This window comes from Pseudomonas sp. DWP2-2, from assembly GCF_049897065.1.
In the GTDB taxonomy this organism is placed as follows: domain Bacteria; phylum Pseudomonadota; class Gammaproteobacteria; order Pseudomonadales; family Pseudomonadaceae; genus Aquipseudomonas; species Aquipseudomonas paracarnis.
In genome coordinates, this window is record NZ_JAFCVN010000002.1 from 253,956 (window position 1) to 273,069 (window position 19,114).

15 protein-coding genes and 2 pseudogenes are annotated in these 19,114 nt (G+C 59.0%); 10 read left to right on the plus strand and 7 right to left on the minus strand.

Going from position 1 to position 19,114, the window contains the following annotated elements:
* Nucleotides 1-8 precede the first annotated feature (8 nt).
* From ppc to ACP7CZ_RS05175, 6 genes are all read left to right on the plus strand, one after another.
* Nucleotides 9-2,654 carry a phosphoenolpyruvate carboxylase gene (gene ppc, locus ACP7CZ_RS05150; protein ID WP_034126519.1) on the plus strand — a complete coding sequence of 882 codons (2,646 nt, stop codon included), beginning with the start codon at nucleotides 9-11 and terminating at the stop codon, nucleotides 2,652-2,654.
* A 280-nt stretch (nucleotides 2,655-2,934) separates the two neighbouring features.
* Nucleotides 2,935-3,582 carry an adenylate kinase gene (gene adk / locus ACP7CZ_RS05155; protein WP_003189104.1) on the plus strand — a complete coding sequence of 216 codons (648 nt, stop codon included), beginning with the start codon at nucleotides 2,935-2,937 and terminating at the stop codon, nucleotides 3,580-3,582.
* 90 nt (nucleotides 3,583-3,672) lie between these two features.
* Nucleotides 3,673-4,359, plus strand: coding sequence for a tRNA (adenosine(37)-N6)-threonylcarbamoyltransferase complex dimerization subunit type 1 TsaB (gene tsaB / locus ACP7CZ_RS05160; RefSeq protein WP_236281413.1), 687 nt, complete (start codon nucleotides 3,673-3,675; stop codon nucleotides 4,357-4,359).
* A gap of 160 nt (nucleotides 4,360-4,519) precedes the next feature.
* Nucleotides 4,520-4,822: a hypothetical protein gene (locus tag ACP7CZ_RS05165; protein ID WP_089041283.1), complete on the plus strand. Its 303-nt coding sequence runs from the start codon at nucleotides 4,520-4,522 to the stop codon at nucleotides 4,820-4,822.
* A complete protein-coding gene (locus ACP7CZ_RS05170; RefSeq protein ID WP_057976012.1) occupies nucleotides 4,822-5,682 on the plus strand; it encodes a DUF72 domain-containing protein in 861 nt (286 codons plus the stop codon). Before ACP7CZ_RS05165 ends, ACP7CZ_RS05170 begins: the two co-directional genes overlap by 1 nt.
* 10 nt (nucleotides 5,683-5,692) lie before the next feature.
* The gene (locus tag ACP7CZ_RS05175; RefSeq protein ID WP_181123835.1) at nucleotides 5,693-6,391 is read left to right on the plus strand and encodes an extensin family protein; all 699 of its coding nucleotides are present in this window, start codon (nucleotides 5,693-5,695) and stop codon (nucleotides 6,389-6,391) included.
* 3 nt (nucleotides 6,392-6,394) lie between these two features.
* Here ACP7CZ_RS05175 and ACP7CZ_RS05180 read toward each other — a convergent pair whose 3' ends face one another.
* A complete protein-coding gene (locus ACP7CZ_RS05180; RefSeq protein ID WP_054897119.1) occupies nucleotides 6,395-7,015 on the minus strand; it encodes a hypothetical protein in 621 nt (206 codons plus the stop codon).
* 96 nt (nucleotides 7,016-7,111) lie between these two features.
* Between ACP7CZ_RS05180 and ACP7CZ_RS05185 the strand changes: the two genes are divergently transcribed.
* Nucleotides 7,112-7,894, plus strand: a complete 783-nt coding sequence (locus ACP7CZ_RS05185; RefSeq protein WP_014717213.1) for a class I SAM-dependent methyltransferase — start codon at nucleotides 7,112-7,114, stop codon at nucleotides 7,892-7,894.
* A 56-nt stretch (nucleotides 7,895-7,950) separates the two neighbouring features.
* Here the strand turns inward: ACP7CZ_RS05185 and ACP7CZ_RS05190 are convergent.
* Nucleotides 7,951-8,520, minus strand: a pseudogene (locus ACP7CZ_RS05190) (transposase); the annotation flags it as partial.
* Between the two features lie 45 nt (nucleotides 8,521-8,565).
* Between ACP7CZ_RS05190 and tnpC the strand changes: the two are divergent.
* Nucleotides 8,566-9,273: pseudogene (gene tnpC, locus ACP7CZ_RS05195) on the plus strand (IS66 family transposase); the annotation flags it as partial.
* Between the two features lie 76 nt (nucleotides 9,274-9,349).
* Here tnpC and ACP7CZ_RS05200 read toward each other — a convergent pair.
* The 3 genes from ACP7CZ_RS05200 to ACP7CZ_RS05210 form a co-directional block, all read right to left on the minus strand.
* Nucleotides 9,350-9,619, minus strand: a complete 270-nt coding sequence (locus ACP7CZ_RS05200) for a hypothetical protein (RefSeq protein ID WP_197901038.1) — start codon at nucleotides 9,617-9,619, stop codon at nucleotides 9,350-9,352.
* Between the two features lies 1 nt (nucleotide 9,620).
* Nucleotides 9,621-11,366: an S-type pyocin domain-containing protein gene (locus ACP7CZ_RS05205; RefSeq protein WP_373456463.1), complete on the minus strand. Its 1,746-nt coding sequence runs from the start codon at nucleotides 11,364-11,366 to the stop codon at nucleotides 9,621-9,623.
* A 1,058-nt stretch (nucleotides 11,367-12,424) separates the two neighbouring features.
* Nucleotides 12,425-13,081: a TetR/AcrR family transcriptional regulator gene (locus tag ACP7CZ_RS05210; protein ID WP_034126815.1), complete on the minus strand. Its 657-nt coding sequence runs from the start codon at nucleotides 13,079-13,081 to the stop codon at nucleotides 12,425-12,427.
* Nucleotides 13,082-13,174: 93 nt separating this feature from the next.
* Between ACP7CZ_RS05210 and ACP7CZ_RS05215 the strand changes: the two genes are divergently transcribed.
* Nucleotides 13,175-14,275: an efflux RND transporter periplasmic adaptor subunit gene (locus tag ACP7CZ_RS05215; protein WP_072447672.1), complete on the plus strand. Its 1,101-nt coding sequence runs from the start codon at nucleotides 13,175-13,177 to the stop codon at nucleotides 14,273-14,275.
* A gap of 5 nt (nucleotides 14,276-14,280) precedes the next feature.
* Complete coding sequence (locus ACP7CZ_RS05220; protein WP_294172592.1) at nucleotides 14,281-17,346, plus strand: efflux RND transporter permease subunit; 3,066 nt, start codon at nucleotides 14,281-14,283, stop codon at nucleotides 17,344-17,346.
* A 615-nt stretch (nucleotides 17,347-17,961) separates the two neighbouring features.
* On the opposite strand, the gene ACP7CZ_RS05225 is transcribed toward ACP7CZ_RS05220, so the two are convergent.
* Both ACP7CZ_RS05225 and ACP7CZ_RS05230 read right to left on the minus strand, forming a co-directional pair.
* A complete protein-coding gene (locus ACP7CZ_RS05225) occupies nucleotides 17,962-18,651 on the minus strand; it encodes a DUF4197 domain-containing protein (protein ID WP_054897124.1) in 690 nt (229 codons plus the stop codon).
* Nucleotides 18,652-18,678: 27 nt separating this feature from the next.
* Nucleotides 18,679-19,080 carry a YbaY family lipoprotein gene (locus ACP7CZ_RS05230; protein WP_054897125.1) on the minus strand — a complete coding sequence of 134 codons (402 nt, stop codon included), beginning with the start codon at nucleotides 19,078-19,080 and terminating at the stop codon, nucleotides 18,679-18,681.
* Between the last annotated feature and the right edge of the window lie 34 nt (nucleotides 19,081-19,114).

Genomic DNA, 19,114 nt, shown 5'->3' on the forward strand with positions numbered 1-19,114 from the left:
ATTGGCTGATGAGTGATATCGATGCACGCTTGCGTGAGGATGTTCACCTGCTGGGTGAGCTATTGGGCAACACCATTCGAGAGCAGTACGGCGAGGCTTTCCTCGAGAAGATCGAGCAGATCCGCAAAGGCGCCAAGGCCGACCGTCGCGGAGCCGTTTCAGAGAAAGCCGCTGGCGATGAGTTGAGCGCCAGCCTCAACCAGTTGCAGGAGGACGAGCTGCTGCCGGTGGCCCGAGCCTTCAACCAGTTCCTCAACCTGGCCAACATTGCCGAACAATATCAATTGATTCATCGGCGCGATGAATCGCAACCCGCGCCGTTCGAATCGAGGGTCTTGCCGGAGTTGCTGGCCCGTCTGCAAAGCGAAGGGCACAGCAATGAATCCCTGGCCCGGCAGTTGGCGCGGTTGGACATCGAGCTGGTGCTCACCGCCCACCCCACCGAAGTGGCCCGCCGCACGCTGATCCAGAAATACGATGCCATTGCTGCGCAACTGGCCTTGCAGGATCACCGCGACCTCACCACCGCCGAGCGCGAGCAGATTCGCGAGCGCTTGCAACGCTTGATCGCTGAAGCCTGGCACACCGAAGAAATCCGTCGAGTGCGGCCCACCCCGGTGGATGAAGCCAAATGGGGCTTTGCGGTGATCGAGCATTCCCTATGGCACGCCATCCCCAATTACCTGCGCAAGGCCGACCAGGCCCTGCACGCCGCCACCGGCCTGCGCCTGCCCCTGGAGGCTGCACCGATTCGCTTTGCTTCGTGGATGGGTGGCGACCGTGACGGCAACCCGAACGTCACCGCGCCGGTCACGCGCGAAGTGCTGTTGCTGGCGCGTTGGATGGCGGCGGATTTGTATCTGCGTGACATTGATCAATTGGCCTCCGAGCTGTCGATGCAACAGGCCAGCCCGGCGTTGCAAGCCAAAGTCGGCGACAGCGTCGAACCTTATCGTGCCTTGCTAAAGCAACTGCGTGAACGCCTGCGCGCCACGCGCCAGTGGGCCCACACCTCGTTGACCAGCACCACCCCGGCGCCGGCCGAGGTGTTGCAGAACAACCGCGACCTGCTGGACCCGCTACAACTGTGCTACCAGTCCCTGCACGAATGCGGCATGGGCGTGATCGCCGATGGCCCGCTGCTCGACTGCCTGCGCCGTGCCGTGACGTTCGGCCTGTTCCTGGTGCGCCTGGATGTGCGCCAGGACTCCAGCCGTCACTCGGCGGCCATGACCGAAATCACCGATTACCTGGGCCTGGGGCGTTATGAGGACTGGGATGAGGATGCGCGTATCAGCTTCCTCACCCAGGAACTGACCAATCGGCGGCCATTGCTGCCGGGTTACTTCAAACCCTCGGCGGACACTGCCGAGGTGCTCAATACCTGCAAGGAAATCGCCGCCGCACCAGCCGCATCATTAGGTTCGTATGTCATCTCCATGGCCGGCGCCGCGTCGGATGTGCTGGCGGTGCAACTGCTGTTGAAGGAATCCGGTGTACAGCGGCCAATGCGCGTAGTGCCATTGTTCGAGACCCTGGCCGACCTGGACAACGCCGGGCCGGTGATGGAGCGCCTGTTGCAACTGCCGGGTTACCGCGCGCGCTTGCAGGGCCCGCAGGAAGTGATGATTGGCTACTCGGACTCGGCCAAGGACGCCGGCACCACGGCCGCCGCCTGGGCACAGTACCGCGCCCAGGAGCGTCTGGTGGACATCTGCCGCGAGCAACAGGTGGAGCTGTTATTGTTCCACGGTCGCGGCGGCACTGTTGGTCGTGGCGGTGGCCCGGCGCACGCTGCCATCCTGTCGCAGCCACCGGGCTCGGTAGCGGGGCGGTTCCGCACCACTGAGCAGGGAGAGATGATTCGCTTCAAATTCGGCCTGCCGGATATCGCTGAGCAGAACCTCAATCTCTACCTGGCCGCGGTACTGGAAGCGACCCTGTTACCGCCGCCGCCTCCCGAGCCTGCCTGGCGTCATCTGATGGACGAACTGGCGGCAGACGGTGTCAGCGCATACCGTGCCGTGGTGCGGGAAAATCCGCAGTTCGTCGAGTACTTCCGCCAGTCCACGCCGGAGCAGGAGTTGGGCCGTTTGCCTTTGGGCAGTCGCCCGGCCAAGCGTCGTGCGGGCGGGATTGAGAGCTTGCGCGCCATCCCATGGATCTTTGGCTGGACCCAGACGCGCCTGATGCTGCCCGCCTGGCTCGGCTGGGAAGCGGCACTGAGCAAGGCACTGGAGCGCGGTGAAGGTCAATTGCTGGGGCAGATGCGCGAGCAGTGGCCGTTCTTTCGCACGCGCATCGACATGCTGGAAATGGTCCTGGCCAAGGCCGATGCCGATATCGCCCGTCTTTATGATGAGCGTCTGGTGCAGCCGGACCTGCTGGCATTGGGTGCGCACTTACGCGACCTATTGTCGCAGGCGTGTGACGTGGTGCTTGGCCTGACCGGCCAGTCGCAGCTGCTGGCCCATAGCCCCGACACCCTGGAGTTCATCCGCCTGCGCAACACCTACCTCGACCCCTTGCACCTGTTGCAGGCCGAGTTGCTGGCACGTTCGCGCCAGCAGGAGGCTGCCCAAGACAGCCCTCTGGAACAGGCGCTGCTGGTGTCCGTGGCCGGTATCGCGGCCGGTTTGCGCAACACCGGCTGAGGTTTTTTGCGTGTACTCAATGGCTTGCGGGTAAACCGCGACGACCGCCCGGAAATGGGCGGTCGTCGTTTGAGAGGGTGGGTTGCGCTCAGGCACACCCCGGCGCTGACGCATGTGCGGCGCGGGTTTCTCCTACTTTTGGCGGCTTGTATGGTGAGGGCCCGCTGTGTATCTTGATCAGCCTTTGGCCGTTTGATCGGCCTAGAACCACATTTTTACGAGATTGGCCCCACGCGGCGAATCCGAGCGTCATCTCTATAAAAAATTGAGGAGCACATCGATGCGCGTCATTCTGCTGGGAGCTCCCGGGGCCGGTAAAGGTACTCAGGCAAAGTTCATCACTGAAAAATTCGGCATTCCACAAATCTCCACCGGCGACATGCTGCGTGCGGCCGTCAAGGCTGGCACCGAACTGGGCCTGATCGCCAAGAGCGTGATGGACAGCGGCGGCCTGGTCTCCGATGACCTGATCATCAACCTGGTCAAGGAACGCATCAGCCAGGAAGACTGCAAGAACGGTTTCCTGTTCGACGGCTTCCCACGCACCATTCCCCAGGCTGAAGCCTTGGTGAAGGCGGGCGTGGAGTTGGACGCCGTGGTCGAAATCGCGGTTGAAGACGAAGAGATCGTCCAGCGTATCGCTGGCCGTCGTGTTCACGAAGGCTCTGGCCGCGTGTACCACATCGTCTACAACCCGCCGAAAGTGGAAGGCAAGGACGATGTCACCGGCGAAGACCTGGTGCAGCGTAAAGACGACACCGAAGAAACCGTGCGTCATCGCCTGTCGGTCTACCATTCCCAGACCAAGCCCCTGGTGGACTTCTACCAGAAGCTGTCCGCAGCCCAAGGCAAGCCGAAATACAGCCACATCCCTGGTGTGGGCTCGGTAGAGGCCATCACCGCCAAGGTGCTGCAAGCACTGAGCTGATCCCTTGATCAGCGGCACAGACAACGGCCCGCTTGCGGGTCGTTGTTGTTTATACTGGCGCACTTTTTTCCGACTTGGACACCCACACCGATGAGTACCCTGCTGGCCCTGGACACCGCGACTGAAGCTTGCTCCGTTGCCTTGCTGCACGATGGCAAGGTCACGAGCCACTACGAGGTGATCCCGCGCCTGCACGCGCAGAAATTGTTGCCGATGATCAAGCAATTGCTTGAAGACGCCGGGACCACCCTAGCGGCGGTGGATGCCATCGCGTTCGGCCGTGGCCCCGGTGCATTCACTGGCGTGCGCATCGCCATCGGCGTGGTGCAGGGCCTGGCCTTTGCGCTGGAGCGCCCGGTGTTGCCGGTGTCCAACCTGGCGGTACTGGCCCAGCGTGCGTTGCGTGAGCACGGGGCATCGCAGGTGGCAGCGGCAATTGATGCGCGCATGGATGAGGTTTACTGGGGTTGCTACCGTGAGACCGCAGGCGAAATGCGCCTGGTCGGTGCGGAAGCGGTGCTGGCCCCCGAAGCGGCGCAGTTGCCCGCTGACGCCAACGGTGATTGGTTCGGTGCCGGCACGGGCTGGGGTTATGGCGAACGCATCAACGTGACGTGTGCCGAGCAGGACGCAGCGATGTTGCCACACGCCGAAGACCTGCTGGCGTTGGCACGTTTCGCATTCGAGCGCGGCGAGGCGATTGCGGCGGACCAGGCAGCACCGGTGTACCTGCGCGATAAAGTCGCGCAGACCAAGGCCGAACGCGGGATTATTTGACGCCAGAAATGTGGGTGTTACGCGGCAAATTTCGCCAATCGTCAGAATTTGCCTGGGTTTTTAAACCTTTTACAAATTATGTGTTCTAGTTATCACCAGAGCATTTGCGCGCCATGGAAAGTGCCGCTAAATTGCCATCATTGATACCGAGTCTGCATGTATGCGTATAGACGGTTTTTCCTCACAGTCGTACCCCCTCAAGCGTAAGCCGCGCAAGGCGAGCGTGACGGTAGACGAGTCCGTCGAGGATTCACCGGACTTCATTGAAGTACACGCCGATACGCCTTCCAAAGCCCAAGGCGCCTCGAGCGCACGCATCAGCGGCGTTCCTGCCCGTCAGCAAGACATGGTCTTTCCCCGTTCCATGAGCAAAAGCGTTGCCACCGCCTTGGCCAGCTACCTGACCACTGCCGGCTTTGTCGAATGGGATATGGAAGTGCTGGGTCTCGATATCCATATCTGATGCGTTTGCCTTATTACATCGGCTGCCCGTCCTGGAGTGAAAACGCCTGGCGCGAGTACCTGTATCCCGTTGAGGCACGTTCCAGCGATTACCTCGGGCTCTATTCCCAGGTCTTCAACGCCGTTGAGGGCAATACCACTTTTTATGCTCGCCCCTCGGCCGCCACTGTGCAGCGCTGGGCCGAAATCATGCCTGATGATTTTCGCTTCACCGCCAAATTTCCCGGCGATATCAGCCATGCTGGCGATTTGCGTGAACAGCTGCCGGCGGCAGAAAGTTTTGTCGGCTTGATGAGCCCTTTGGGTGAGCGCGTTTCACCGCTGTGGCTGCAGCTCTCGAAGAGCTTTACGCCGCCACGCCTGGCGGAGCTGGCTGGATTTCTCGATGGCATTGATCGGCCGCTGGCCGTGGAGGTGCGTCATGAACAGTTCTTCGCCAGGGGTGATGCTGAGCGCATGCTCAACCGCCTGTTGCGCGATCGCGGTGTCGAGCGCATCTGCCTCGATCCACGTGCCCTGTTCAGTTGTACCTCTACCTCGGAAGCGGTGCTGCATGCCCAGTCCAAAAAGCCCCGGGTGCCACCGCGCCCAGCGGCGCTCACGCAGTTTCCCCAGGTGCGCTTCATCGGGCATCCGGACCTTGAGGCCAATGACCCGTTCCTGATTCCATGGGTGGAAAAGATCGCCAGTTGGATCGAAGAGGGCCGCACGCCCTATATGTTCCTGCACACCTCGGACAATCGTCTCGCGGCGCAACTGGCGCTGCGCTTCCACGCCAAGCTGATGGTGCGTCTGCCAGGGCTACCGCCGCTGCCTGCCTTGCATCGAGAACCCGTGGCGGAGCAGCTCGGGCTACTTTGAGGGTCGAGCCGTGGGTGTGGTCAAGACATTGAGTGTGTTGCTGGTGCTGGTGGGCGCATTTGCGTTGGCCGTCTGGCGGGGTTGGGTGCCGATGCCGGCCGAGTGGAACCCCTGGGCGCCCTTGGATGTGCAGGCCAGCCCCAACCTGTTGACGCGCTACAAGCTCAGTCGTTTGCAGGACGATCCGGCGCTGTGTGACCAGGTGTTGAACACCTCTGGTCTGCGCGTGAGCCGCCAGGCCGATACACCGGCTGATACGGCGTGCCCCTTGCGCAATATTCTGCGTGTGCAGGGCGCTGACGTGGCCTTGAGCAGCAGCTTTCTCGCCAGTTGCCCGCTCGCGGTGGCGTTCGCATTGTTCGAGCGCCACAGCCTGCAACCGGCGGCCCAGGCCGTGTTTGGTCAAGCGGTGAGTCGGGTCGAGCATTTGGGCAGTTTTGCCTGCCGTAATATCTACAATCGCGCCGACGGAAGGCTCAGCCAGCACGCCTCGGCCAATGCCCTGGATATCGCCGGGTTTCGCCTGGCGGATGGACGCAGCATCAGCGTGCTCAAGGATTGGCCGGGGCAGAGCGACAGTGCGCGTTTCCTGCGTTTGGTACGCGATGGCGCCTGTGATGATTTCAACGTGGTGTTGAGCCCGGACTACAACGCGGCTCATCGCAACCATTTCCATCTCGACATGGGGCGTTGGTGGGTGTGTCGCTAGGGTTCAGGCGGCCAGGCGCAGGTTGTGGGTCACCAGCGGGCGTGCCCAGTAGTAATCGAAATCCAGGGCCTTTTGCTGCGCCAGCAGTTCTTCTTCGGGGTACGGCGTGGCGGCCGGTGGCAGCAGGTCCAGCTCGAATTCGGCAATTGGCAGGTGCAGGGGGCGTGGTTGTGGCGCCGGGCCTGGCTCGGGTAGCGGTTGGCCGGCGTTCAGCACGATGGGGCGCACCCACTCGCTCTCAAACGCTTGTTGGCGTTGCTGGGCGATGACTTCTTCTTCCGGGAACGGCGTCGCGGCCGGTGGCAGCAGCTCGGTTTCGAACTCGGCAATCGGCAGGAAGAGCGGCTCCGGCGGGGTGATCTCGGTGTCTTTCACATCGCACTCACGCTGGGTGAGGATCTGCGCCAGCAGGTCGGCGCCTTCGCGGGGTTCAACTGCCGGGTCTGCCGGGGCGGGCGCCTTGGCGGCGAGCGCGTCCGGCGTTTCACCGAGCTGCTCGGCCAACGCGCGGGCAAAGAAGTCCTGCCACACATGACTCACCCCGGCCAGCGCTTGGGTATTGCGCAGGCCGTAATGGTTGTGGGTCGGCAGTACACCGATGGAAAGGGGAAGAATGTCTGACATTTTTCTCGGTCGACGCTCAGCTCTGGCAAAATACCTGACTGTAATTTTTATCGGCTGTTGTTTGCCGATCCTTAATTTTTTTGAGCGTGGCGATTGATGAACGAACAACCAGCGGCCAGCCGCATCCAGGTCCAAGCCTTGGCTGACAGCTTCCAGGCCCGCGCTGAACAGTGGGCTTCGCTGCTGGGGTTGCCTCTGCAGGTGGCCGATGCGGATTTTTCCCTGCAAGTGGGGGAGCACGGTTTGCAGTTGCAACAGCTTGGGCCTGATGCGCCAGGGCCGGTGCGGGTCGACTTTGTCGAAGGCGGCGCGGCGCATCGGCGATTGTATGGTGGTGGCAGCGGGCAGATGATCGCCAAGGCGGTGGGCATCGCCCAGGGCGTGCGCCCGCGAGTGCTGGACGCCACGGCTGGCTTGGGCAAGGACGCGTTCGTGCTGGCCAGCCTCGGGTGTGAGATGAGCCTGATCGAGCGCCAGCCGTTGATCGGCGCCTTGCTCGAAGATGGCCTGGCCCGCGCTGCAGAGGATTTTGACGTGGCGCCGATTGTGGCGCGCATGAAGCTGCTCAAGGGCAATTCCATCGACGTGATGCTCAATTGGCAGGGCGAGCCGCCTCAGGTGATCTACCTGGACCCGATGTTTCCGCACCGTGAGAAAACTGCGCTGGTGAAGAAGGAAATGCGCCTGTTTCGGCCGTTGGTGGGTGATGATCCGGATGCACCGGCGTTGCTCGCGGCGGCTCTGGCCCTGGCCAGCCATCGTGTGGTGGTCAAGCGGCCGCGCAAGGCACCCTGTATTGAGGGGCCGAAGCCAAGCCATGCGCTGGATGGCAAGTCCAGCCGCTACGACATTTATCCCAAGAAAGCGCTCAAGCCGTAAGCTGCAAACAGCAGCACTTATCTCCCAGGTGCGCCGCAATCCAAATGTGGGAGATTCTATGGTTGGGGGGAAGCCCCCAAACCCGCTTTTGATTGGTACTCGCTCTGGTTTTTCATGAGCGAAAAGGCGATACGCGCTAACTTGCGGGCGATGATGACCAGGACTTGAGTTGTTTTCAGTCCCCTGGCCAGATAGCCCTCGTATAAAGGCTTCCAGGCTTCTGACCTAATACCGGCTGACGCCGCGTTATGCAGCAACCTGCGGATCTCTGAGTCTCCTTTCTTGCTTAACGAACGACGTCCGTTCATTTGCCCTGAGTCGGACACCCTCAAGTCCATTCCCAGAAAAGCAATGTAAGCGTCAGCACTTTCAAACTCTCCTCGTTGAAAGGCCATAGTCAGTGCAACTGCCGTAAGAAAACCAATGCCCTCTACGGCTTGGCAGCGCCTGACTTGATTCAAGACACCCGCTTCAGTGACAGCAGCTAATATCCGTTTTTCAATGAGCGCTTCATGTCTATCAAGACAAGCTGAAATGCTCTTGGACGAGGCTTTGAGCAAAGGCTCACCTGCCCAGCTCTGGTTCAGAGCAACACGCATCTTCACCAGTGCGGCACGTCGGCGAAGCGTATCCGTCCGGCCAACACACCTTCCTGACGCAACCGCCGAAGGACCAGCCCGTTTTGCGAAACCTCGGCTGTAGTTTACGACTTCAGCCTCAGCCGGGCCGGCGAGCATGCGCGTAACTTCCTACAAGACTGGAAGGGCAAGCTGGTCTGCGATTATTTCGGCGATTACAAGGCCAGCTTCGAACTCGGCGTGACTGAAATCGGCTGCATGGCTCATGCCCGGCGCAAGTTCTTCGAACTGCATGCGACTCACAAGAGCGCGCTGGCTGAGCAAGCCTTGCGTTACATGCAGGCGCTGTACGAGATCGAGGGGGAAATCGAGGATCTAGAACCGGACATACGCCGCCGAATACGGCAGGAAAAGGCGGTACCCGTGATGGATGCGTTGCATGCCTGGATGGTTGCCCAGCGCGACATCGTGCATAACGGTTCGGCCATTGGCAAAGCCTTGGATTACAGCTTGAAACGCTGGACGGCGCTGTCGCGCTACCTCGATGACGGGGCCGTGCCTATTGATAATAACTGGTGTGAGAACCAGATACGGCCTTGGGCGCTGGGGCGCAAGAACTGGCTCTTTGCTGGGTCGCTACGCAGCGGCAAACGCGCCGCTGCGATCATGAGTTTGATTCAGTCGGCCCGGAACAATGGGCACGATCCCTAGGCCTACCTGAAGGATGTGCTGACGCGCCTGCCTGCGCAGCGGGCAAGTGAGATTGCAGAGTTGCTGCCGCATAGGTGGCGTCCGGCTTAGTCGTGCAAGACGGTTTGCCCGTACGCTTACAAAGAAAGCCCAGCTTGAGCTGGGCTTTCTTTTGCAGACCTACATATCACTCAAGCGTATACTTATTCTCAGCCATAAAGGCTGGCTCTTTCCAATTAGAACCTTTTTTAATTCCCCCATCAGAATTATCAATCAGCCCTTCCAGTCTCATGTTATGAACAAGCTTTAATAGCTCAAGATTATTACCAATATTTACCCAGCCATTCCTGTTATATAGTCGATCCAGCATCGGATATGAAATTGACTTATTTCTTACTATAAAAAGAACGACATCTCTTGGGGATTCAGAGTTTACAATATCATTGATGTTGCTCATGTTATTCTCCGTATATTTGTTTGTTTTCTGCGACTATAGCTTCTGGCGTATAGAGTAATTCGTCAGCATCTTTAAGCTTGAAATCCTCTAAAGTCGCGGCATGAGTATTATTCCAAGTGGCGCCATCGTCGTTCGGTTTCACTCCATCCGTTATACCTAGAGCCCTATACCGCTCTAGCTCACGAATCTCATGGGTGTAAAATCGCTTATCGACATCGGTAATGGCCAATTCGCCAGTTAGGATTTTTTCCAGACGGTCAATCATCACAACATTTGCGTCCGATGGGTCGAATCTGCTCGTATGCAGCTTAACGAGGTCAATACCTTCCTGAGTCACCGCTGCGGTTGTCCAGTCTAGACTCTGAATGGGGCCGCCCGCCTTATCAGGATTGTACATCCGACCGCTGTGCTCACCTTTGGTGGTAGCCCCTTCGTACGGACTACTAAATACCGCATAAATCGGCGGTAAACCCGAATCTGCGGGGTAAACGTAAATAGCGTCCCGAATATCCAACTGGCCGACTACCGGAAACGGCTCAGCTTTGACCTCAATCGGTGTCAGTGTAATCCCGGTATACACCGGGGTTTCGACAGGCTGCGCAGGCGTCGCCGTCGAGCTATTACCTGGTACTGCGATTGGGAACGTCAGGGTGATCGGTGGTGAGTCAGTTGTAGTGAACGTATAGGCATTGGCCACAGGATCAAGCACTAGCGCTCTTACCGGGACGGTAGGTGCTAACCCTCCAGTGGGCTGGGTGGCCACTACCGAGTATTTGGACTGATCGCCATAAATTCGGTAGGGCAGATCCACAGTTCCTCCCGCCGCGGCGATCTCGGCAAGATTTTCGGGAAGATTAGGCGTTAAATCCTTGGCCGGCGTGTTAAGCATGGTCGAAGGTAGCTCACCATTACCCAGTGATGGTGAATAGACCAGCGCGCCAATGCCCACTGCCGTGGCAGCACTTACAACAGTGCCTAAGGCTACCTTTGCAGCCTGAATAGCCGCATCCAGCGTAAGACCTGAACCGGCAGTAATGGCGATAGAGCCAGCCGCAGTACTTAACTGACTCGCACCGTCAGCGGGGAGCCTATACGTATTAGCGGCTTTAAGTGCTGCAGCTTCAGCAGCAATTCTTGCTGCCTCTGCAGCGGCCGCTTCATCAGCAATGCGCTTGGCTTCAGCTTCGGCGGCTAACCTGGCAGCTTCTGCTGCAGCGGCCTCATCAGCGATACGCTTAGCTTCTGCCTCTGCCGCTACTCGCGCCGCTTCAGCAGCGGCTGCCTCATCAGCCACGCGTTTGGCTTCAGCCTCAGCTGCAACCCTTGCGGCTTCCGCAGCTGCGGCCTCATCGGCAATACGTTTAGCCTCGGCGTCTGCACGTGCTTGATTAGCCTGTGCCTGAAGGTTCTGCTTCAGGGCATTCAAATAGTCGATCTCGCGGTTGCTATATTTTGCAGCATACGAAGCCTCAAGTGAGGCGTACCATTCTTTATAATTTTTATCCGGAGGGTAATTTGTCTTGCTTCCGCTGATTGCATCTTTAATAAACTGCATCGTCGGATAATAAAAGAAGTCTCCATAGTAGTACTTATCAGCAATCACTTTTTGAGCAGCAGCAGCCTGTGCTTTTTGAGCAATTAGCGTATCTACCGAACGAATATGCTGTTCGATTTTCTCGACTTCGCTCGCGGGACTGCCTTCATTTTGTTCTATTGCAGTAATGCTTTGTGCAATAGATTCAGGCATCGACTGAAGATTCGCTGCAAAGCTTGCCTCCTGGTCCTTAACATTCTGGGAAATGATGGGAGGGTATGTGTTAAGCACATAAGTACGCGTTGCAAGGTTAATGAGCTGTCCGGTGTGACTATGTGAAAAATCACTGTCACCACCACCCCCTCCGAATGTCTGAGGTTCATATTTATTAATAGCATTGATTTCAATTTCTGGCAGATGAATCGTATCGCCATTAGCCATAGTGAATTCTCCTTTTCGCTAGGTACAGCATAAGAGCTTTGTACATCTCAGTAGGATGGACGGATGGTTCTCTCGTTGCCTTACTACTCTCTGATGAACGGCTTCGCCTCTTGGGTTGTCAGTTTTTGAGAAGCTCAACGAACGAGAATCCCCGTCTTCTCCACTTTTCACCATATCGCATTAATACTGTATGGGTATCCAGTATCAAGGGGAAACAAAAAATGCACTTATGCATATCGCGACCGACAAACGGTAGTGGTCACTGTTCCTTACGATACGGCTCTGAGCTTGACGGTGGGGGGAGCACACCTCTGTGACCGCAACCACTGCCGGTCATTTGCAGATAATGTGAGCCCGTCACAATGGAACGCGAGTCTACGGCGTCGAATGCAAGCCCATTTGCAATTAATGTGAGCCGGAGCCTTTGGCTGGTTGCAGTTAATGTGAGCCAGAAATGCCGCTGAATGCGAGCCCGAGTGTTTTCAAACGCGAGCCGCTACACTTAGGGTTCCGCCCTGACGGCGGCTCACTTTGCAAAAGCCGGGATGCCGGCCCAGGCCAAAGTAAGCAAAACGCTCTTGCCCCACCACTCGGCACCTCGCTTAGGCTCGGTGTGCCCGTAATCCGCCAGTGATTTGGGGGGCCGCCGCCACGCGCCATCCATGGCGCGGGGCGGCTAAACCGGCATCCCTGCCGGTTTACCCCCCAAATCCCTGTCGAATTCCGGCCAGCGTGGTTTGACGGGGCGCTTAAGATCAAAATCAAAAGCAGATCAAGAGCAGATCAAGAGCGACTCGCTTCGCATCGTGGTTACCGTCGGTTGCTACCGCCTATGCAGTGCTGTCGAGCCCCGTGCTGCGATAGGCCCGCATAAACAACTTCACCACGTCCTGCACATGCTCTTCGGCTTCTTGCGCGCTCAATTGTCCGCCGCAGCCATACAACAAGCGGAAGTTCGCCGTGCCCTTGAGCAGGCAAAAGAAGTGCTCCGCGGCTTTGAACGGTGTGTCGATGCTCAGGGCGCCGCCCTGGTGAATCTTGCCGAGCAGGCGCTCCATGCCTTGCAGCATGCGCATGGGGCCGGCGTTGAAGAAGATCTGGGAGAGTTTCACGTCCTGATTGCCGGTGGTCATCATCAGGCGATGCAGGTTTACCGACTCCTCGCTGTTGATCAGCCGATGAAAGCCGCGTGCGATGTTGAGCAACACCGTCTCGACGGGCATGCCTTCAGGAAGCTCGAAGTACATCACCGGCAACTGCTCTTCACATTTGGCCACCACCGCAGCGGTGAACAGCGTCTCCTTGTCGGTGAAGTGACTGTAGACCGTGAGCTTCGATACGCCGGCCGCCAGGGCAACGGCGTCCATGCTGGTGTTGGCATAACCCTTGTCCAGGAACAGCGATTTCGCCGATTCGAGGATTGCCTGGCGTTTTGCCATGTCCTTGGGACGCCCGGGGCTTGCGGTGTTCAGAGGATTGTCGGACATTTTCACCTTTAATACTGGACTGGTGAGTTTGGTATTAATAACATACCGGCCAGTATAATTATTCCAAGCTCTATTTGCGAAAGGTCCTTCAGCATGCGCAGCGCTTTCCTGCCCCTTGCTTTGCCTGTCAGCCTGGTCTTCCTGTTGGCCGCGTGCGGCCATGAAGAAGCGGCCCAGACCACCGTACGTCCGGCCATGGTGGTGCAACCGCAGCCTTCGGCACAGGCGATGGACAGCTACCCCGGTGAGGTGCGTGCCCGTTATGAGCCGGACCTGGCCTTTCGCATCGGCGGTAAAGTCAGCAAGCGCCTGGTGGAGGAGGGCGAGCGGGTCAAGGCCAACCAGCCGCTGGCCGAACTCGACCCCCAGGACGTGCGCCTGCAACTGGAAGCGACCCGCGCTCAAGTAGCCGCTGCAGAGGCCAATCTCAGCCTGGTGCGTGCGGAACGAGATCGCTACAAGACCTTGATGGACCGGCAGATGGTCAGTCGGTCGCAGTACGACAATTCCGAAAACCTCTACCGAGCCGGTGAAGCACGCCTCAAGCAGATCAAGGCCGAGTTCGATGTGTCGAGCAACCAGGCCGGCTACGCCGTGCTGCGTGCGCCCCAGGATGGTGTGGTCGCCAAGCGTGCCGTCGAAGTGGGGCAAGTGGTTTCCGCTGGCCAGACCGTGTTCACCCTGGCCACCGATGGCGAGCGTGAAGTGTTGATCAGCCTGCCTGAACAGGGCTTTGGCCGCTTCAAGGTCGGCCAGCCAGTGTCGGTGGAGTTATGGAGCCAGCCAGAGCAACGTTTTGCCGGGCGCATTCGTGAGCTGTCTCCCGCGGCCGATCCCAAATCCCGCACTTTCGCGGCGCGTGTGGCCTTCACCGGCGGCAAAGTGCCCGCCGAACTGGGCCAAAGTGCGCGGGTTTTCATCCAGGCCGACGGTGTCATTGCGCTGTCGGTACCCTTGTCCGCCCTGAGTGCCGAAAACGGCGCGTCCTACGTCTGGCGCGTACAACCGGACAACACCCTTGAACGCACTCCCGTGCGCATTGGTGCCTTTGGCGAAAACACCGTACCGATACTGGAAGGATTGGCCGCCACCGACTGGGTGGTTGCCGCAGGCGTGCATGTACTTCATGAGGGCCAGTCAGTGCGCCCGGTGGACCGCTCCAACCGTGTGGTTAATCTGGCGGCCAAGGAGTAGTCCCCATGGGTTTCAATCTTTCCGAGTGGGCGTTGCGTAATCGCCAGATCGTACTGTTCCTGATGATCCTGTTGGCCGTGGTTGGCACCTTGTCCTACACCAAGCTGGGGCAAAGCGAAGACCCGCCCTTTACCTTCAAGGCCATGGTGATCAAGACCAACTGGCCCGGGGCCACGGCCCAGGAGGTATCGCGCCAGGTCACCGAGCGAATCGAGAAAAAACTCATGGAGACCGGTGAGTACGAACGCATCGTGTCGTTCTCCCGCCCCGGTGAATCCCAGGTCACCTTTATTGCCCGTGATTCGATGCGTTCGGCGCAGATTCCCGAGCTGTGGTATCAGGTGCGCAAGAAAATCAGCGACATCCGCCACACCTTGCCGCCGGATATCCAGGGGCCGTTTTTCAACGATGAGTTCGGCACCACGTTCGGCAATATCTACGCCCTGACCGGCGACGGATTCGACTATGCCGTGCTCAAGGACTACGCCGATCGCATCCAGATCCAGCTGCAACGTGTCCCGGATGTGGGCAAGGTCGAGTTGCTCGGCTTGCAGGACGAGAAGATCTGGATCGAGCTGTCCAACCTCAAGCTCGCTACCCTCGGCTTGCCTTTGGCTGCGGTACAGCAGGCGTTGCAGGAACAAAATGCGGTGTCCACCGCCGGCTTCTTTGAAACCCCTACCGAGCGCGTGCAATTGCGCGTTTCTGGCAACTTCAAGACGGTGGAAGAGATCCGTAACTTTCCGATACGCGTGGGGGATCGCACTTTCCGCATCGGTGACGTGGCTGACATCCATCGAGGTTTCAACGACCCACCGGCACCGCGCATGCGCTACATGGGCGCAGATGCCATCGGCCTGGCCGTGGCCATGCGCGACGGTGGCGACATCCTCGTATTGGGCAAGGCCCTTGAAGCGCAATTCGCACGCCTGCAAAAGAACCTTCCGGCAGGGATGGAGCTGCGCAAAGTGTCGGACCAACCAGCAGCGGTAAAGACCAGCGTCGGCGAGTTTGTCCAGGTACTGGCTGAAGCGTTGGCGATTGTTTTGCTGGTGAGCTTTTTCTCCCTCGGTGTGCGCACCGGCATGGTCGTTGCCCTGACGATTCCGCTGGTACTGGCGATGACCTTTGCCAGCATGTATTACCTGGGCATCGGCCTGCACAAGATTTCCCTTGGCGCCTTGGTCCTGGCCCTGGGCTTGTTGGTAGATGACGCGATCATCGCCGTGGAAATGATGGCGATCAAAATGGAGCAGGGCTACGACCGGCTCAAGGCTGCAAGTTTCGCCTGGACCAGTACCGCGTTCCCTATGCTCACCGGCACCCTGATCACGGCGGCGGGCTTCTTGCCAATTGCCACCGCGCAATCGAGCACCGGGGAATACACCCGCTCGATCTTCCAGGTGGTGACCATCGCACTGCTGGCCTCCTGGGTGGCAGCCGTGGTGTTTGTGCCGTACCTGGGGGAAAAACTCCTGCCCGACCTGGCGAAGATTCACGCCGCCAAATACGGTACCGACGGCCCGGACCCTTACGGCACACCCTTCTATCAGCGTGTAAGACGTCTGGTGGAGTGGTGCGTGCAACGGCGTAAAACCGTGATCGTGCTGACCTTGCTGCTGTTTATCGGCTCGGTTGCACTGTTCCGCTTCGTGCCGCAACAGTTCTTCCCAGCTTCCGGTCGCCTGGAGTTGATGGTCGACCTGAAACTGGCCGAGGGCGCTTCGCTCAGTAACACCGCCGAACAGGTCAAACGCCTGGAGGCGTTGCTCAAGGAGCATGCCGGCATCAACAACTATGTCGCCTACGCGGGCACCGGTTCGCCGCGGTTTTACCTGCCACTGGACCAGCAATTGCCCGCTGCCAGCTTCGCCCAGTTTGTGGTGCTGGCTAACACCATCGAGGAGCGAGAAAGCCTGCGCACCTGGCTGATCGAAACCCTCAACGAGCAATTTCCCGACCTGCGTTCGCGTGTCACACGGCTGGAGAACGGCCCGCCCGTAGGCTACCCGGTGCAGTTTCGCGTGACCGGCGAGCACATCGAAGAGGTGCGCGCGCTGGCGCGCAAAGTGGCGGCGAAGGTTCGCGAAAATACCCATGTGGTCAATGTGCACTTGGACTGGGAAGAGCCAAGCAAAATCGTGTACCTGAATATCGACCAGGACCGTGCCCGCGCCCTCGGTGTGAGCACTGCCAACCTGGCGAAATTCCTGCAGAGTTCCCTGACCGGCTCCAGCGTCAGCCAGTACCGTGAGGACAACGAATTGATCGAGATCCTCCTGCGCGGCACGGTGCATGAGCGTAGCGAACTGTCGCGCCTGCCGAGCCTTGCCGTGCCCACCGACAATGGTAAAAGCGTGGCGCTGTCGCAAATTGCCACCCTCGAATATGGCTTCGAAGAGGGCATCATCTGGCATCGCAACCGCTTGCCCACGGTGACTGTGCGGGCCGATATCTATGGCAAGGAACAGCCGGCGACCCTCGTGCAGCAGATCTTGCCGACGCTCGCCGATGTACGTGCCGAACTGCCGGATGGCTACCTGCTGGAAGTGGGCGGCACGGTTGAAGATTCAGCGCGTGGGCAAAACTCGGTGAAGGCCGGCGTGCCGCTGTTTATCGTGGTGGTGCTGACCTTGCTGATGCTGCAACTGCGCAGCTTTTCGCGCACGGCGATGGTCTTTCTCACCGCACCGTTGGGGCTGATCGGCGTGACCCTGTTCCTGCTGGTATTCCACCAACCCTTCGGCTTCGTCGCCATGCTTGGCACCATCGCGCTGTCGGGAATGATCATGCGTAACTCGGTGATTTTGGTGGACCAGATCGAGCAAGACATCAAGGCCGGCCTGGCACCTTGGCAGGCGATTATCGAAGCTACGGTCCGACGCTTTCGCCCGATTGTTCTGACGGCACTGGCGGCGGTGCTGGCGATGATTCCGCTGTCGCGCAGTGTGTTCTTCGGGCCGATGGCCGTGGCGATCATGGGAGGGTTGATCGTGGCTACGGCATTGACCTTGCTCTTTCTCCCGGCGCTTTATGCCGCGTGGTTTCGCGTCAAAAAGGACGCTGGATAATCAGGCTGTCATCTCGGTTGTCGGGGCGTAGAGAGTACGCGCCCCGTCACCGTGGGCATGCGGCAGAATGAGCAATTTTCCTATGTGAGAGATAGGAAGCTCACTACACGGGCCTAGGAACCTTTCCTTATTGATTGCCACTCAATGTTACCTGGTTGGCAGGTACCTACTGCTCTTGCTCGTCGGCAGAAACAGTAGTGATTGGAATGAATTTAAGGAGTTCGCCATGTGTATAGCTAGTTTGAAGGCTTTTCTGCGTCCGCCCAGCAGGCCAAAACCTCCTGAAAAGTGTAAACCCAGCCCTCCTGAACGTTGTAAGCCCAAGCGCCCCGGGTATTGCAAACCCAAGCCCCTTGAGAGTTTCAGACCCAAACCTCCTGAGGAATGCAGACCCAAGCCTCCTGAGGAATGCAAACCCAAACCCCCTGAGTATTGCATGCCCAAACCTCCTGAAGAGTGCAATCCCGAGCCCCCTCCTAAGTGTTGCTACATAAAAACCGTTGAGCTGACGATTGTCATGAAGGCGGCCATAAATTACTGACTTTGAGGCTCTTTTTTGCGCAAACGCCTCGAGAATACGAGGCGCTTGTGGGGTGCAGGGCAGATCGGCAGGTTTTACAGCGCGCCAAACACCTTCTTGGCCAAGCTGGTAGCCGCAGCCGCTGGATTCTTGCGAATCGTTTCTTCCTGCTGCGCAATCATCTTGAACAAACCATCCAGGGCCTGCTCGGTCACGTAGTTCTCAACGTTGGCGCTCTTGGCGTCCACCGCGCCAAAGGCCGCGGCCTTGCCGGCGAGGGCGTTGTACTGCTGGGCCACGCCGACTTTGTCGGTGGCGGCCTTGACGATAGGCAGGAACTTGGCGCGAATCTCTTCACGGCTGCTTTTGTTCAGGTACTGGGTGGCGGAGTCCTGGCCACCGCTGAGAATGCCCTTGGCGTCGGTCACGCTCATGTTCTTCACAGCGTTGACCAGGATCGGCTGGGCCTGAGTCACGGCGGTTTCCGCTGCCTTGTTCATGCTGGTTTCCAGCTGCGTGACCTGGTCACCCATGCCGAACATTTTCAACTTGTCGGCGACTTTGCCGAGTTTGCCCGGCAGGCCGATCTTCACGTCCGGGTTGTTGCTGAAACCACCGGGCGTCCCGAGCTGTTTCACAGCAATCTGTGCACCTTGGGTCAAGGCATCCTTGAGGCCGCCGCTGGCGTCACCCTGAGACAGGCTGCCGAGATCCAGGGCCATGGCGCTGGCGCCGAATAGCAAGCCAGCACACAGGGCGGTGAGGCGAAGAGATTTGCGGAGCATGGGCGCTTCCTTATGAAGTGGGAATGATCAGTGTGCAGCCGCATCCACGCGCAGGCGCAGCGGTTGTGGGTCCTGGCCGTTGAGCTGCACGGTGTGCCGCTCGGTGGTGATAAACAGTAGCTTGCCGTCCAGCTCGATGCGAGCGCTGACCGAGTATGTGTGGCCTGGCTTAACCTGGGCCGGGTCATAGCTCAGGTGAAACGGCAGCGGCACCTGGCCTTTGACCGGGCCTTTCTGTTCGGCGAGGGGCACGGCCGGGGCGTCCATCAGGGACACGTCCTGCAGGCTGACACTCAAGGTGGCGGCTGGCGGCAGGGCGATGCGTTGCAGGTAGAACACTTCGCCGTCGAGGCTGGCCTTCGGGGTTGGGGTCATCGAGTGGCAGGCTCCGAGCAGGGCGGTCAGGCCCAGGAGGATGAGTTTTTTCAAGGTGCGGCTCCTTTTCAACGGCGCCGGAATCCGC